At 66.3% G+C, this 13,802-nt stretch carries 17 protein-coding genes; 9 read left to right on the top strand and 8 right to left on the bottom strand.

Features of this window, described 5'->3' with window-relative positions; genetic code table 11:
• The first annotated feature begins 36 nt into the window (after positions 1-36).
• Entirely contained in the window at positions 37-519 is a 483-nt protein-coding gene (locus LKE06_RS26300) for a cation:proton antiporter regulatory subunit (RefSeq protein WP_228002049.1), read from the top strand.
• A gap of 4 nt (positions 520-523) precedes the next feature.
• The gene (locus LKE06_RS26295; RefSeq protein ID WP_228002048.1) at positions 524-1,705 is read left to right on the top strand and encodes a cation:proton antiporter; all 1,182 of its coding nucleotides are present in this window, start codon (positions 524-526) and stop codon (positions 1,703-1,705) included.
• Here the strand turns inward: LKE06_RS26295 and LKE06_RS26290 are convergent, their stop codons facing one another.
• From LKE06_RS26290 to ppgK, 3 genes are all read right to left on the bottom strand, one after another.
• Positions 1,706-2,461, bottom strand: coding sequence for a rhomboid-like protein (locus tag LKE06_RS26290; RefSeq protein WP_228002047.1), 756 nt, complete (start codon positions 2,459-2,461; stop codon positions 1,706-1,708).
• Positions 2,462-2,771: 310 nt separating this feature from the next.
• Entirely contained in the window at positions 2,772-4,115 is a 1,344-nt protein-coding gene (locus tag LKE06_RS26285) for an RNA polymerase sigma factor (protein WP_228002046.1), read from the bottom strand.
• Between the two features lie 205 nt (positions 4,116-4,320).
• Positions 4,321-5,079 carry a polyphosphate--glucose phosphotransferase gene (gene ppgK / locus LKE06_RS26280; protein WP_228002045.1) on the bottom strand — a complete coding sequence of 253 codons (759 nt, stop codon included), beginning with the start codon at positions 5,077-5,079 and terminating at the stop codon, positions 4,321-4,323.
• Positions 5,080-5,283: 204 nt separating this feature from the next.
• Between ppgK and LKE06_RS26275 the strand changes: the two genes are divergently transcribed.
• Complete coding sequence (locus LKE06_RS26275) at positions 5,284-6,192, top strand: inositol monophosphatase family protein (RefSeq protein WP_228002044.1); 909 nt, start codon at positions 5,284-5,286, stop codon at positions 6,190-6,192.
• Between the two features lie 76 nt (positions 6,193-6,268).
• On the opposite strand, the gene cei is transcribed toward LKE06_RS26275, so the two are convergent.
• Positions 6,269-6,949: an envelope integrity protein Cei gene (gene cei, locus LKE06_RS26270; RefSeq protein WP_228002043.1), complete on the bottom strand. Its 681-nt coding sequence runs from the start codon at positions 6,947-6,949 to the stop codon at positions 6,269-6,271.
• A gap of 374 nt (positions 6,950-7,323) precedes the next feature.
• Here cei and LKE06_RS26265 point away from each other — a divergent pair, with 374 nt between their 5' ends.
• Positions 7,324-7,626, top strand: a complete 303-nt coding sequence (locus LKE06_RS26265) for a DUF4193 domain-containing protein (RefSeq protein ID WP_228002042.1) — start codon at positions 7,324-7,326, stop codon at positions 7,624-7,626.
• Between the two features lie 18 nt (positions 7,627-7,644).
• Here the strand turns inward: LKE06_RS26265 and LKE06_RS26260 are convergent, their stop codons facing one another.
• Positions 7,645-8,157 (bottom strand): DUF3093 domain-containing protein, encoded by a 513-nt coding sequence (locus LKE06_RS26260; protein WP_228002098.1) that lies wholly within the window; start codon positions 8,155-8,157, stop codon positions 7,645-7,647.
• Between the two features lie 73 nt (positions 8,158-8,230).
• Between LKE06_RS26260 and dut the strand changes: the two genes are divergently transcribed.
• Positions 8,231-8,728 carry a dUTP diphosphatase gene (gene dut, locus LKE06_RS26255; protein ID WP_228002041.1) on the top strand — a complete coding sequence of 166 codons (498 nt, stop codon included), beginning with the start codon at positions 8,231-8,233 and terminating at the stop codon, positions 8,726-8,728.
• 5 nt (positions 8,729-8,733) lie between these two features.
• Positions 8,734-9,648: a DUF3710 domain-containing protein gene (locus LKE06_RS26250; RefSeq protein ID WP_228002040.1), complete on the top strand. Its 915-nt coding sequence runs from the start codon at positions 8,734-8,736 to the stop codon at positions 9,646-9,648.
• A gap of 28 nt (positions 9,649-9,676) precedes the next feature.
• Here the strand turns inward: LKE06_RS26250 and LKE06_RS26245 are convergent, their stop codons facing one another.
• Positions 9,677-10,414 carry an alpha/beta fold hydrolase gene (locus tag LKE06_RS26245; RefSeq protein WP_372477431.1) on the bottom strand — a complete coding sequence of 246 codons (738 nt, stop codon included), beginning with the start codon at positions 10,412-10,414 and terminating at the stop codon, positions 9,677-9,679.
• Positions 10,415-10,509: 95 nt separating this feature from the next.
• Here LKE06_RS26245 and LKE06_RS26240 point away from each other — a divergent pair, with 95 nt between their 5' ends.
• From LKE06_RS26240 to LKE06_RS26230, 3 genes are all read left to right on the top strand, one after another.
• Positions 10,510-10,887, top strand: coding sequence for an OB-fold nucleic acid binding domain-containing protein (locus LKE06_RS26240; protein WP_228002038.1), 378 nt, complete (start codon positions 10,510-10,512; stop codon positions 10,885-10,887).
• A gap of 3 nt (positions 10,888-10,890) precedes the next feature.
• The gene (locus tag LKE06_RS26235; protein WP_228002037.1) at positions 10,891-11,658 is read left to right on the top strand and encodes a DUF3159 domain-containing protein; all 768 of its coding nucleotides are present in this window, start codon (positions 10,891-10,893) and stop codon (positions 11,656-11,658) included.
• A gap of 210 nt (positions 11,659-11,868) precedes the next feature.
• The gene (locus LKE06_RS26230; RefSeq protein ID WP_308188442.1) at positions 11,869-12,423 is read left to right on the top strand and encodes a sigma-70 family RNA polymerase sigma factor; all 555 of its coding nucleotides are present in this window, start codon (positions 11,869-11,871) and stop codon (positions 12,421-12,423) included.
• Positions 12,424-12,453: 30 nt separating this feature from the next.
• On the opposite strand, the gene LKE06_RS26225 is transcribed toward LKE06_RS26230, so the two are convergent.
• Both LKE06_RS26225 and LKE06_RS26220 read right to left on the bottom strand, forming a co-directional pair.
• Complete coding sequence (locus tag LKE06_RS26225; protein ID WP_228002036.1) at positions 12,454-13,125, bottom strand: potassium channel family protein; 672 nt, start codon at positions 13,123-13,125, stop codon at positions 12,454-12,456.
• 2 nt (positions 13,126-13,127) lie between these two features.
• Positions 13,128-13,793: a potassium channel family protein gene (locus LKE06_RS26220; protein ID WP_228002035.1), complete on the bottom strand. Its 666-nt coding sequence runs from the start codon at positions 13,791-13,793 to the stop codon at positions 13,128-13,130.
• Between the last annotated feature and the right edge of the window lie 9 nt (positions 13,794-13,802).

Below are 13,802 nucleotides of genomic sequence, written 5' to 3'. Positions count from 1 at the left end.
CCGAGTCGCGTGATACCCAAGCGCTAATGTGAGGGTGTGAATGTCGATGTCACCGCACTGCCCGGAATCGGGGTCCGCAAGGATTTCCTGGCGCGGTCGGGCCGCAGAATGGGCGTGGTCGACCACCGCGACGGCGGTATCGATCTCATCGTCTCCAAGGTCGACGATCCGGACGCCTGCGCCGCTCAGGTTCCGTTGACCGCCGACGAGGCAGCCGCGCTCGCGAATCTGCTCGGCGCGCCGCAGCTGGTCGCTGAGTTGCGCGAGGACCACCGGGATCTGCCCGGGATAACCACCCGGCAACTGCCGATCGGCGACGACTCGCCATATGAGGGCCGCACCCTCGGGGAAACCAGCATGCGAACCCGCACCAAGACTTCCATCGTCGCGGTGATGCGCGCGGGTCAGTTGCACCCCTCACCGGGACCCGATTTCACCTTCGCCGCCGACGATCTGCTCGTGGTGGTCGGCACGCCCGATGGCCTCGACACAGCCGCAAAAATTCTGACCCACGGCTGAGCCCGTGAACGAAACCGCGCTCGCGTTGCTCGAGCTCGGAGCCGTGCTTTTCACCCTCGGCATCATGGGCCGGGTCGCGGGCCGTTTCGGAATGTCCCCGATACCGCTCTATCTACTCGGCGGTTTGGCATTCGGCCAGGGCGGCTTAGTCGAACTCGGCGCAGCCAACGAATTCGGCCATATCGCAAGTGAAATCGGTGTGGTGCTGCTCTTGCTGCTGCTTGGCTTGGAGTACACCGCACCCGAACTGGTAACCGGGCTGCGTCGCTCATGGGCCGCTGGTCTGGTCGACATCGTCGCGAACGCGACGCCCGGTGCGGTGGTAGCCCTGGTGCTCGGCTGGGGCGTGTACGGCGCGATCACGATGGCCGGGGTCACCTATATTTCCTCCTCGGGAATCGTCGCCAAGGTGCTGAATGATCTTGGGCGACTCGGTAACCGGGAGACTCCGGTGATCCTGTCGATCCTGGTATTCGAAGACCTCGCGATGGCGATGTATCTGCCGCTGCTCACCACGATCCTGGCCGGGCTGAGCTTCCTGAGCGGATTGAAGGCACTGGCCGTCGCGCTGGTGACGGTGACGGTGGTGCTGGTCGTCGCGTTGCGCTACGGGCGCTACGTCTCCGCGATCGTGGACAGCAACGACCGTGAGGTATTCCTGCTGAAGCTGCTCGGCGCGGCACTGCTGATTGCGGGCGTGGCCTCGGCGTTGAACGTGTCCGCGGCGGTCGGCGCGTTCCTGCTCGGCATCGCGATCTCCGGCTCCACCGCGCACGAGGCGGCGAAATTACTGGAACCGCTGCGTGATCTGTTCGCGGCGATCTTCTTCGTGGCCTTCGGGCTCAGTACCGATCCGCGTGCTATTCCGCCCGTACTGGGCTGGGCGATCCTGCTGGCGGTGATCACCATGCTGACCAAGATCGGCACCGGCTGGTGGGCGGCGAGCAGCCAGGGCATACGCAGAATGGGGCGCGCTCGGACAGGAGCCGCGCTGGTCGCGCGCGGCGAATTCTCCATTGTCATCGCGGGATTGGCGGTGGGTACGGGTGTCATCGACGGTGATCTGGCCGCCCTCGCGTCGGCCTATGTGCTGCTGATGGCGGTGCTCGGCCCGGTCGCGGCCCGCGTTGTCGAACCGGTTGTCGGATTCGTGCAGCACCGGATGAGGCGCCCGGCGTCCGTGTAATCAGTCCTGCTGGGTTTCACGGGCCGACCGCTTACGTTCCACCCGTCGCCAGAAAGTTGTCGCGATGGCGCCGAAGACCAAGCCGATAACGGCCGCGCAGAGATGCCCATAATCGGTGAACGTCGGGCGCACCCAAAGGGCGATAGAGAGAACGGCGAGAATGGTGACCGCCCACAGCACCCGCACAATGCCATGAAACCGGAATGCCATGGCGGTAAGCACGGCGGCAAAGCCATAGCTGGCACCGACGTCCGTGGCGACTGCTACGCGCAGCGGGATGACGCCGCGATCGATGGCGCGACTGATTCCGGTGACTGTCAGCAGCGTCGCCCCGATATGCCCGGTGGCGAACAGAAGAATCCAGCGGCCGGTGCCGAGCCAGCGTTCGGCGGCGGCCATCACCACCAGAAATTCCGCGATGGTGAGCCATGGGAAGCTGCCCTCGGTCCAGAAAGCCGAGGCGACCAGCACCTGAACTGGATTGTGCTGCATGTTGTAGAGGTTCGTCGAGGCGGAGAAGATCAACCCGCGTTCCACCGAGGCACCGACTCCGCGCAGGGTCCACCAGGTCACGAACAACGTGAAGGCGTAGGCGGTGGTGGCGGGAGCCACCGAGAGGTGGTGGCGCACGGCGCGCGGTATCCGACGCAACAGACCGGGCCTGCGCAGCCACGCCGCCGCAGCGCGAACTTCGGTGCCGAGATCGATGGTGTGTGTCCAGGGAGCCCGGGGTCGGAGCGAGGTGGGAGCGGCCACGAATACCGAGTCTGCCGTGTCACGGCCCGCTGTGCCGCCGACTCGCCCGCGGTGCCGCGTCGTCACCGGACCCGGCGTTCGAGCCGTCACCCGTACTGCGCGCACGCGCCAAAGGTGGTGTCGGGCTCCGCGATCGCCTACATCACCGATACCGAAGATCCGGCCGCCGAACTCCCGCGCGAGCCATGGGCGGTCCGCTATTGGCCGACCCGCGACTGAACCGTACCGACGACAACGGCCCGCATCCTCGGGCACACCCGCCGAAAGACAAGTGGCACAAAGGATGCGGGCCGGTTCGCGACCTCGTCGACTAGTCGAGGTAGTCGCGCAGAACCTGCGAGCGGCTAGGGTGGCGCAGCTTGCTCATCGTCTTGGACTCGATCTGCCGGATGCGCTCACGAGTGACCCCGTACACCTGGCCGATCTCGTCGAGGGTGCGCGGCTGGCCGTCGGTGAGTCCGAAGCGCAACCGGACCACGCCCGCCTCACGCTCCGACAGCGTCTCCAGCACCGACTGCAGCTGATCCTGCAACAGCGTGAAGCTCACCGCGTCCACCGCGACAACGGCCTCGCTGTCCTCGATGAAGTCACCGAGCTGGCTGTCGCCCTCATCGCCGATGGTCTGATCCAGCGAAATCGGCTCACGCGCGTACTGCTGGATCTCCAGCACCTTTTCGGGCGTGATGTCCATCTCCTTGGCGAGTTCCTCCGGGGTGGGCTCGCGGCCCAGATCCTGGAGCAGCTCACGCTGGATGCGGCCGAGCTTGTTGATGACCTCGACCATGTGCACCGGAATACGGATGGTGCGGGCCTGGTCGGCCATCGCGCGGGTGATGGCCTGCCGGATCCACCAGGTGGCGTACGTGGAGAACTTGTAGCCCTTGGTGTAGTCGAACTTCTCCACCGCGCGGATGAGACCCAGGTTGCCCTCCTGGATCAGATCGAGGAAGGCCATGCCGCGGCCGGTATAACGCTTGGCCAGCGAAACCACCAGGCGCAGGTTGGCTTCCAGCAGATGGTTTTTCGCGCGGTTGCCGTCGCGGACGATCCAGGTGTAGTCACGACGCATCGCGACCGGCAGCTTCTCACCCTGCTCGGCGAATTCACGCACCTTCTCAGCGGCGTAGAGACCGGCCTCGATTCGCTTGGCGAGTTCGACCTCCTCCTCGGCGTTGAGCAGCGCGACCTTGCCGATCTGCTTGAGGTAGGCGCGCACCGAGTCGGCGGAGGCGGTGAGCTCGGCGTCCTTGCGGGCCTGACGCAGCGCCTCGGACTCCTCCTCGTCCCAGACGAAATCGCCGGAAGCCTTGTCGGCGGCGGTGGGTTCGGCGGTGTCGGCCTCGTCGTCGGCCGCCTCCTCGGTGGTGTCCTCGACGACCTCCTCATCGGCGAGGTCGTCCTCGGCGACCTCGAGGTCGGCGAGATCGACTGACTCGTCCTCGAGGTTGTCCTCGCCGGCCGTGCCATCGGGCTTCTTGGTAGCGCCCTTCTTCGCGGGCGCTTTGGCGGCGGCCTTCTTGGCCGGAGCCTTCCTCGCGGCGACCTTCTTCGCCGGGGCCTTCTTCGCGGCAGCCTTGCGGACCGGCCGTGCTTCGGTTACATCTGCGGAGTCGGAGTCGGCCGATTCGGCGGTCTGACGGGTCGTGGCTACCACGTACGCCCTTTCGTGACGGTCTCGTGCGGCGTCACGCCAGAGTGGTGTTCCGGCGGAGCGGTCTGTCGGGTTTCACCGGCGGAATGCCGGGTGGGTTTCCGGCTCGCGGCCGGAGTACGTTCCATTGTAACGATCGACCAAGGGTACCTACGGCACGATGCCGCCAACGGCTTATGGGCGCGTGTCCGCGTGGCACATCCCACGATCAGGGAGCGATGCCCGCGTCGATGGCCATCGCGGCGCCGACGATGCCCGCGGCGTTTCGTAGATCCGCCGGAATCACCGGAGTTCGGTTGGTAAGTAAGGGAATCCACTGATCCGAATCGTGGCTGATACCGCCGCCCGCGACGAACACCTTCGGCCAGAACAGGTCCTCCAGCCCGCTGAGTACCGAGCTCACCTCGGCTGTCCACTGCGCGTATGACAGGCCGTCTCGATCCTTGATCGACGCCGCGGCACGATGCTCGATCTCGATGCCGCCGATCTCGAGATGTCCGAGTTCGGTGTTGGGTACCAGGGTGCCGTGGTAGATCAGCGCCGAACCGATGCCGGTGCCGAACGTCAGCAGCAGCACCAGACCGGCGAAATCCTTTGCCGCGCCGTGGCGATCCTCCGCCAGGCCCGCAGCGTCCGCATCGTTGAGCACTGTGACCTCCCGGCCGCCCAGCGCGGCGGAGAACAACGCTCGCGCGTCGGTGCCGATCCACCCTTTGTCGACATTGGCCGCGGTACGTGCCACGCCGTCGATGACGACGCAGGGCAACGTGATGCCGACCGGTCCGTCCCAGCCGGCCTGATCGACGACCTTGGCCACCGTGTCGGCCACCGCCTGCGGTGTGGAGGGGTTCGGTGTCGCGATCTTGATGCGCTCGTGGACGAGCTCGCCGGTGGCCAGATCCACCGCCGCGCCCTTGACGCCACTACCGCCGATGTCGATACCGAATGCGTGCCCCCGAGCGGACATGACTATTCCCTCGTTCCCTGTGCTGGCCGGTGTGATAGCAGTGCCGCCGCACAGTTCTCACCACGGCCGGGCGGCACGCAAATGAGGTTGTGCCCGACGACAGCGCTGTCCGATGCGGGAGGTCCCACACCTGTGTCGTGCATGACAAGAGTAATGGCGGGCGGTAACACGCGTTCGGCGAGGATCTGTGATCCGATGGAGGCCATGTCGGAATCCACCTTCAGCGCCACCGCGGAAGTCACTGCAACGCCCTCGGGAGACGAGGCCGAACTGCGCCGCATCGCCATCCATCTCGCCGAAACGGCGGCCGCGCATGTGCGGGCCCGCCGCCCCGAGGTCTTCGGACCAGGCGGTGCGCGCGTCGCGGGAGACGTGCAGACCAAGGGGCATCCGACTGACCCGGTCACCGTCGTGGACACCGAGACCGAAGACCTGATCCGACGCCTGCTCACCGAATTGCGGCCCGATGACCCGATCCTTGGTGAGGAAGGCGGCGGCAGCCTGTCGGGCGGCGGCTCCGACACCGTGCACTGGGTGGTCGACCCGATCGACGGCACCGTGAACTTTCTCTACGGAATCCCAGGCTATGCCGTGTCGGTGGCCGCCGTCCGTGGTGGACGACCTGTCGCGGGCGCGGTGGTGGATGTCGCGCGGGCGGCCACCTACAGTGCCGCGCTCGGCCTCGGCGCACAGCGCGTGGATGCCGACGGCGCGGTCGAGCAGTTGCAGTGCACGCCGGTCGGCTCGGTGTCGATGGCATTGGTAGCCACCGGATTCGCGTACGGCACGCGTCGGCGTGCCGAGCAGGCCGCGATCATCGCCGAAGTGCTGCCAGGTATTCGGGACATCCGGCGGCTCGGCGCCGCCGCGCTGGATTTGTGCTTCGTCGCAGCGGGACGCGTCGACGCCTATTTCGAGCACGGGCTTAATGCGTGGGATTGGGCCGCAGGCGCGCTGATCGCCACCGAGGCCGGAGCGGTCGTCACCGTCCCGGCCGCGACGAGCCCCGGTGCCGCGGGCGAACTCGTGGTCGCCGCCGCACCGGGAATCGCCGGTGAACTGATGGACCTGCTGACCCGCGCCGGTGCCACCGACCCGATTCCGGATGCCTGAGCGGTTCACAGCGGCCGGTTCGACGCACCCGCGGATAAAGTTGTCGCGCGCTGGCCGAAAGGTGTGTGCGGGCCCGTCAGCAGCGACCCTGACGCGCCGCCGACAGCAGCTTGGAGTCGATTGCGGGTGACCCGCCCGGCGCTGGATTCTTCAATGCCCGCAGCACCTCTTCGGCGTCGGCACTCGGCCGCAGCGATTCGCCGAAGACCGAACCGAGCACCAGATCAACCGTGTTGTCGTCGCGCTGATCCTCGATCAGTTCGGCGCACGGGGCGACCAACTGCACCGCCGCCGCGGCGGGCCGGCCGTTGACGCCGAAGCGGATCTGGCCGGTGCATTCCAGATCACCGTTGACGTATATCGGATCGTTACCGAACTGCTGACCGGGCGCACTCGCGAAGCCGAGATCGCCGAGGGCGGATGCGATGTGCGAGGCCTGCCCGCTCTTGTTGTTGGCGTTGAGTACTCGAACATTGCTCGCGGCCAGGGGCGCGGGGTCCACGTCCTGTAGCCGCGACGTTCCGACTCGCTGTCCTAACGCAACAGGTGGTGCCCCTTTCGTATCGGTGGCCGGGCTCGGTGAGTTGCACGACATGGCCGTGCCGGTGTCGTCGGGAGTCGTCAGTGCCTTGATCCACACAAATGTGCTGATCAGGACCAATATGCCGACCAGGATGAGCCATGGTTGATTACGCCGCCGGATGAAGGGTTGACCCCGTTGATCCGTCGCGCTGCCTTCGGTGATCAGTGAAACCACGAGCACACTGTACGAAATTGAGTCGGGGACGGTGCACAAGGTCTCGGCGAGTTCCAGGAACGGTGTCGATTCCTCGTCGGTTTCGACTCGTCTGTGTTTTGATTGCGACTTTTGCCGTGGGGTCCGCTATTGTCTGGCGGCCCAGATCGAATCATCGGTGCCGAAATTGGTGGTCGGTCGCGGGAACAAGCAGGGCATGTCCTGCGTTGACCGAACGCTATCAGTGATCGATCGAAGGGTCAGACCTGATAGGGGACCGGTGTACGTGTGACGTGCACCACCGGCGGGGCGGTGCGGATTACATCGATTTCGAGAGAAATCGAGTGATGCGGGCCGGTCCGGGATATACGGAGCAAGGACGAGGGGAAGACGACATGGCAACCGACTATGACGCACCGAGGCGCACAGAAACCGACGAAGTGTCGGAAGATTCGCTGGAGGAGCTGAAGGCTCGTCGCAACGAGGCGCAGTCTGCCGTCGTGGATATCGACGAATCCGATACTGCGGAGTCGTTCGAGCTTCCCGGCGCTGATCTGTCCGAGGAAGTACTGACGGTTCGGGTAATCCCGAAGCAGGCTGACGAATTTACCTGTTCCAGCTGTTTCCTGGTTCATCACCGGAGCAGGTTGGCCAGCGAAAAGGGTGGCCAGTTGATTTGCATGGACTGCGCCGCCTGATCTCCGAGGAGATCTAGGTCAGTCCGCGCTCGGCAACCCCGGCCCCGAGCCAGGTATGCCAAGCGCGGCAAGGACCCGTTCGGGTCGGCGCGTACTGACCAGCCAGTACGGCGTCGGATCGTCCGGGTCGTCGAGTACGAGTAGAACCATCGGCCCAATCCACGGCCGATGCTGTACATAGGCGGCGGGGTCGAGCTGGCGACCCAGCGCCGCGCTCTTGGCGGGTGCCCCCACGGCGGCCGCACGAGCAACGAAGTTCGCGGGTAGATGCGCGCGGTCCGCGCGTAGCTCCGGCGTGCCATTCGCACCCGGTGCGACCTCCACCCGATGGCGGCTCATCCACAACAACACCCACACCGGGACCGGCAGCAGCAGCACATACGGCAGCCAGGCCCGTAGTCCCGGCGCGCCCATATGGATTTCGGCTGCCAGCAAGCCGGTGACGGCCAACCCCACCGGCCACCACCACAGCGGCACCCACAGGCGCTCGCGGTAGGGCTGCGGCAGGTTGTTTTCGCGGTCCGTCGTCATGGAATTCGGCTGCTCCGACACGACTCAACACTAAGTCACGCTGGTGAGCGGCGTACGCGTAGGCTCGACCAACGTGAACGCACTTTCACCCATACCCCTGCTGCGGCTCGATCCCGGCATCGCCATGCCCACCCGTGCCCATCACGGTGACGCGGGCGTGGACCTGTGCACGACCGAGGACGTCATCCTCGATCCGGGGGAGCGGGTGCTGGTCGGCACCGGTATCGCCGTTGCGCTGCCGGTCGGCACGGTTGGCCTCATCCATCCGCGTTCCGGGCTGGCCGCCAAAACCGGTCTGTCGGTGGTCAATACCCCCGGCACGGTCGATGCGGGGTATCGCGGTGAAATCAAGGTGTGCCTGATCAATCACGATCTGCGCACCCCCATCGAACTGCGTCGGGGCGACCGGATCGCGCAGCTGCTGGTGCAGCGGGTAGAACTGGTCGATTTCGAGGCGGTCGACACGCTCGACGACACCGCGCGCGGTGCAGGTGGCTACGGGTCGAGTGGCGGTCACGCGAGTTTGACCGTGCAGGCCGACGGGGCGGGTCCGATCGGTAAGGAGGCATGACGGCAATGTTCGGCAAGAGAAAGAAGTCCGGCGACCGGTTCGCCGACGATCGGTACGACGACACGGCCGAGTATGACGACGCCGACCATGCGCGTGGCTATCGCGGAGGGGACTACGACGACGACCCGCCGACCGACGAAAACCCGATCGTGACAGTTGACTACGACGAGGCAGTCGATTACGACGAGACGGCGGATTACGACGACGATGCCGACAACGAGGTCCCCGGGTCCGGCCCGTACGACTACGGCGACGTGGCCGAGTTGCTGGAGAATGTGTCCGATCAGCGTCTTGACCTCGGTTCGGTGATCCTGCCGATGCCACCGGGTGGACAGCTGCAGGTCGAGATGACCCCCGAGGGCACGCCACAGGCGGTACACCTGGCAACCGAGCACGGCCGGATCACCGTAGCGGCTTACGCCGCGCCGAAGTCGCCGGGCCAATGGCGCACGGTGGCGGCGGATCTCGCCGAATCGCTGCGCGGTGACGGCGCCAGGGTCGCGGTGGAGAACGGGCCGTGGGGCCGTGAGTTACTGGCCGTCACCGACGGCGCCGACCTGCGATTCATCGGCGTCGACGGCCACCGCTGGATGGTGCGCCTGGTGGCGGCCGGTCCGGCCGGGGCAGCGGACGAGGGGGGACCGCTGGTAGCGGCCGCGCGTGCCATTCTGAGCGAAACGGTGATTCGCCGCGGCGAGGACCCGATGCCGGTGCGTGAGCCATTGGCGGTGGTACTACCCCAGGAGTTGGCCGAGCAACTGGCTGCCGCGCATCAGCAGCAGGTGGATGCACAACAGCAGGCGCTTGCCGCTCAGGTTGCCGCGCAGGCCACCCCGGCGCCCGTGATTTCGCCGCCGATGCCGCAAGGGCCGCGCCGCGGCGCGGATGGATCAGCCATGCAGCAGCTGGGTCTGAACTGACTCGCCGTTGACCGGCAGTCCCTGTCGGTCAACGGATTTCGCTGAATGCGGCGAGACCGATCGTTCCCAGGATTCCGGGGTCACCACCCAATTCGGCGAGCGTGATTCGGTGCAGTTCGGCGCGGGGGATACGAGCGACCCATTCTTCGGCGACCGCGAGCGGGTGTACCGGGTCGTCGAAGGCCGTGATGACGGCGACCGGGACATCGACGGTGGCCAGCCGCTCGGCACCCGGCCACTTGTAGTCGGCGGCCTCTTCGAGGGCCTGCGGCAGATGCGGCCATTGGGCTCGCCACGATTGGGTGAGTGCGTCGGCCAGCCAGCGCGGGCTGCCCGCGCGCATCCGGCCGATAACCGGTTCGAGGCCATCGGCACGCAACTGTTCGGCGGTGCTCGCCGCGCTGAGCGCCGCGGGGCAGGCCGAGGTGTCCGGGCCCGTCCAGGCGGGCAGGGCCGCGACCACTCCGATTGCCGTGTCTGGATGTTCGCCGGCCCACTCGATCGCGACTGCGGCGCCCAGGGAGATCCCGGTCACCAGTACCGGCCCCGATCCGGCGGCGGCGTCCAGGGCGGCACGGTAGGAACCGACCACCGCACGTGGGTCCGGTTCCACCGCGATCAGCTCGATTCCACGGGCTGTGCAGGCCGGTTCGAATGCGCGGCGGGCGAAGTCGGCATCGGATCCGGTGCCGGGCAGTGCGACCACCACCGCGGGAGGAGAGGTTTCGAACACCGGACCGAGCGTAGCGGGGGAAGGGTTGCCCATCTACAGTGGCGGGTATACGGCCAATAGCCGGTCGTTACCGGACAACCACGATGGCGTGCGACCCACGTCGTCTTGCTCCATGCAGGAGAGCGTGAATGCCATCCGCAGCCTCAGGTTATTTTCGCCGATTGGGCCGCAGACTGACCGAGGACATCGATCGGTTGGACGCCGAGGAACTCGCCGAGACCGCCGACGCGTCCGGTGCGTGCCGGGCGTCGGAGTGTCAACGCGGTGACGAGGCCACCATGCTCGGCCGACTGCGCAGCGTCGAGGCATGTCCGAAGTCCGCGGGTGCCAGTGTGCAGGCGGAGTTCTTCGACGGCACCGATGCCATCATCCTGGTGTGGATCGGGCGCAGACGCATTCCCGGCATCGACCCGGGACGCCGAATCCTCGTCCGTGGCCGGGTGGGCGACCGCGACGGCCGTAAGGTGATCTACAACCCCTACTACGAATTGCGCGGGAACAGCTGACGTATGCCATCGAGCAACGAGAACACCGCTGACAGATCGATCGAGACTCAGCTCGCCGAGCCCGATGAGACTCGAGTCCCCAGCGATGGCGGGCGCCATCGGCTCGACGATGCGGAAGATCCGCTCGACGAGGACGAGGAGGCGGTTCAGCAGACGCTGCTCGAGCAGCTGGGCGGGTTCAGCGGTCTGGTTTATTCGACCCTGCCCGTTCTCGTGTTCGTGCCAGTGAATACCTTCGCCGGGCTCACTGCGGCAATTTGGTCGGCGCTCGGTGCGGCCACCGCGATTCTGATCTGGCGTCTGGTGCGCCGCGGCCCGCTTCAGCCCGCCATTTCCGGTTTTCTAGGGGTCGGCATCTGCGCCTTCATCGCCTACCGGATGGGTGAGGCCAAGGGCTTCTTCCTGTTCGGTATCTACACCAGCCTGTTGTACGCCGGAGCGTTCCTGGTGTCGATATTGGTGCGCTGGCCGCTGGTCGGTGTCATCTGGGGGGTGCTGAACGGCCACGGCTCGGGCTGGCGGACCGATCGCCGTGTGGCGCGCCTCTATGACCTCGCGACCACCACATGGGTGCTGGTCTTCGGTGCTCGCTACCTTGTCCAGTCGCAGCTTTACGACACCGACCACACCGGTTGGCTGGCCGCTGCCCGCATCGCGATGGGCTGGCCGCTGACAGCCGTCGCGCTGGCGGTCACGGTGTGGGCGGTGCGTCGTGCCGGGCATATGCCCGCCCCCAAGGCCGCTGTGGCGGAAGCTGCCCAACGCGGGTAGCCGATTCGTCGGGGTATTAATGTCCGCCGTCGAGGTGAGGTAGTACCCACCCTGGGGGTACTGGCCGGTGAGCCGAGTTCGTCAGACGATCGTTGCGAGAGATAAACGCAGCATCGGTGAGGAAGGACTCGGAAGTTGGCTACCGAACACCATATTGTGGCATCGTCCAAGTCTGGCACCGCCAATCCGGCCCTGTCGGAGAGTCGTCGGGTGTCGGCTGAATTCGGTCCCCTCATCGGCCCTGCCGCAGCGGGAGATCGCGCCGCCGTCACCGAGATACTGCGGCTGGTTCACCCGTTGGTCCGCCGGTATTGCGCTGCGCGCCTTGGCAATACGTCCTACCTGAGCGTCACCGTGGACGATGTGGTGCAGGAGATCCTGATGGCGACTGTCAATGCCATCCCACGCTATCGGGATCAAGGAAGGTCGTTCCTGGCCTTCGTGTATGGGATTTCCGCGAACAAGGTCGCCGACGCGTTCCGCCGCTCACAGCTGCACCCGAGCTACCCGACCGCCGACATACCGGACGTTCCCTCCACCGCCGCGGGCCCGGAGGAGTGGGCGCTGGCGTCCGAGCGTCGTGATGCGACAAGGGAATTGATGAATATCCTGGCGCCGGTCCACCGCGAGGTGCTGGTGATGCGCATCATTCTCGGCTGGACCGCGGCGCAGACCGCGGAGGCGATCGGCACCAGCCCGGGGGTGGTGCGGGTAATGCAGCACCGCGCACTCAACAAATTGCGCTCTGAACTGAAAGCGGCCTGATACCCGGCAGGTATCCGCCGTATCGGGGAGTTATGGCTTGATGCCGTGGTGGGCCAGCGCCACCCTCAGATCCTCTTCGGCCTCCACAGAGGTCACGAAAAGCAGCTCGTCGTCGCCCTCGAACGGGTCATCGGGCTGCGGCACGATCACCCGGCCGCCGCGCAGAATCGTTACGAGGGCGGCGTCGCGCGGCAGCGTCAGGGTGCCCACCGGCTTGCCGGCCAACGCGGTGTCCGCGGGCAGGGTGATCTCGACGAGATTGGCCTGGCCCTGGCGCAGGGTCATCAGCCGGACCAGATCGCCGACCGATACCGCCTCCTCCACCAGCGAGGCGAGCAGACGCGGCGTCGACACCGCGACATCGACGCCCCACGACGAATCGAAGAGCCATTCGTTGCGCGGGTCGTTGACTCGGGCCACGACACGGCGTACACCGAATTCGGTCTTGGCGAGCAGGCTGTGCACCAGGTTCGCCTTGTCGTCGCCGGTGGCGGCGATGACGACCTCATAGGTCTGCATACCTGCGTCCTCCAGCAACGCGAGTTCGCAGGCGTCGGCGTGCACCCACACGGCGTCCGGGATGGCCGCGGGATCGATGTGATCGAGCTGGCGTTCCAGCAGCATCACCTGGTGGCCGCTGCGTAGCAGCTCCTTGGCTATCGATCGGCCGACGGCGCCGGCTCCGGCGATCGCCACTTTCATGTTCAGTCCTCGCTTGCTGGTGGCTTGCCGGCCAGTGCGACGGCCTCGCCGACGCTGCCGGAGGTGGCGGCGACATAGACGATGTCGTCGGCCTGAACCATGGTTTTGCTGTCGGGTAACAGCCCTTGACCGAACCGGATGATGAACGCCACCCTGGCGCCGACGGTCTGCTCCAGTTCGCGCACGGTGCGGCCGTACCACTCCTCGTGCAGTGTCAGCTGGGCGACGGCGACGGTGCCGGTGGGATCGCGCCAGGTGGTGGTGCCGCTCTCGCCGATCAGCGTGGTCAGGAACCGGTCTGTGGTCCACGGCACGGTGGCGATGGTCGGAATGCCCAGGCGCTCATAGACGGCGGCCCGCTTCGCGTCGTAGATGCGGGCGACAACGCGCTGCACACCGAAGGTTTCGCGGGCTACCCGCGCCGAGATGATGTTTGAATTGTCGCCCGAGGACACCGAGGCGAAAGCATCGGCGCGCTCGATTCCGGCGCGGGTCAGTACATCCCGGTCGAAGCCGACACCGACGACCTGGTCACCGGGGAAGTCTTCACCGAGTCGCAGAAACGAGCTGCGATCCCTGTCGATCACGGTGACTTCGTGACCGACTCGGACCAGGGCGCGTGCCAGCGACGAGCCGACGCGCCCGCAACCCATGATCACTACGTACACCGTGCAACC

Source organism: Nocardia australiensis (assembly GCF_020733705.1).
In the GTDB taxonomy this organism is placed as follows: Bacteria; Actinomycetota; Actinomycetes; order Mycobacteriales; family Mycobacteriaceae; genus Nocardia; species Nocardia australiensis.
The sequence above is the reverse complement of the archived record's forward strand: the minus strand, read 5'-3'. Positions and strand labels throughout refer to the sequence as shown.

Bases quoted from the DNA above. Each gene is read 5' to 3' on its own strand.
- ppgK (WP_228002045.1), bottom strand. From the start codon at position 5,079: ATGTCCGCTCGGGGGCACGCATTCGGTATCGACATCGGCGGTAGTGGC.
- LKE06_RS26275 (WP_228002044.1), top strand. From the start codon at position 5,284: ATGTCGGAATCCACCTTCAGCGCCACCGCGGAAGTCACTGCAACGCCC.
- LKE06_RS26265 (WP_228002042.1), top strand. From the start codon at position 7,324: ATGGCAACCGACTATGACGCACCGAGGCGCACAGAAACCGACGAAGTG.
- LKE06_RS26260 (WP_228002098.1), bottom strand. From the start codon at position 8,157: ATGACGACGGACCGCGAAAACAACCTGCCGCAGCCCTACCGCGAGCGC.
- LKE06_RS26250 (WP_228002040.1), top strand. From the start codon at position 8,734: ATGTTCGGCAAGAGAAAGAAGTCCGGCGACCGGTTCGCCGACGATCGG.
- LKE06_RS26245 (WP_372477431.1), bottom strand. From the start codon at position 10,414: ATGGGCAACCCTTCCCCCGCTACGCTCGGTCCGGTGTTCGAAACCTCT.
- LKE06_RS26240 (WP_228002038.1), top strand. From the start codon at position 10,510: ATGCCATCCGCAGCCTCAGGTTATTTTCGCCGATTGGGCCGCAGACTG.
- LKE06_RS26235 (WP_228002037.1), top strand. From the start codon at position 10,891: ATGCCATCGAGCAACGAGAACACCGCTGACAGATCGATCGAGACTCAG.
- LKE06_RS26225 (WP_228002036.1), bottom strand. From the start codon at position 13,125: ATGAAAGTGGCGATCGCCGGAGCCGGCGCCGTCGGCCGATCGATAGCC.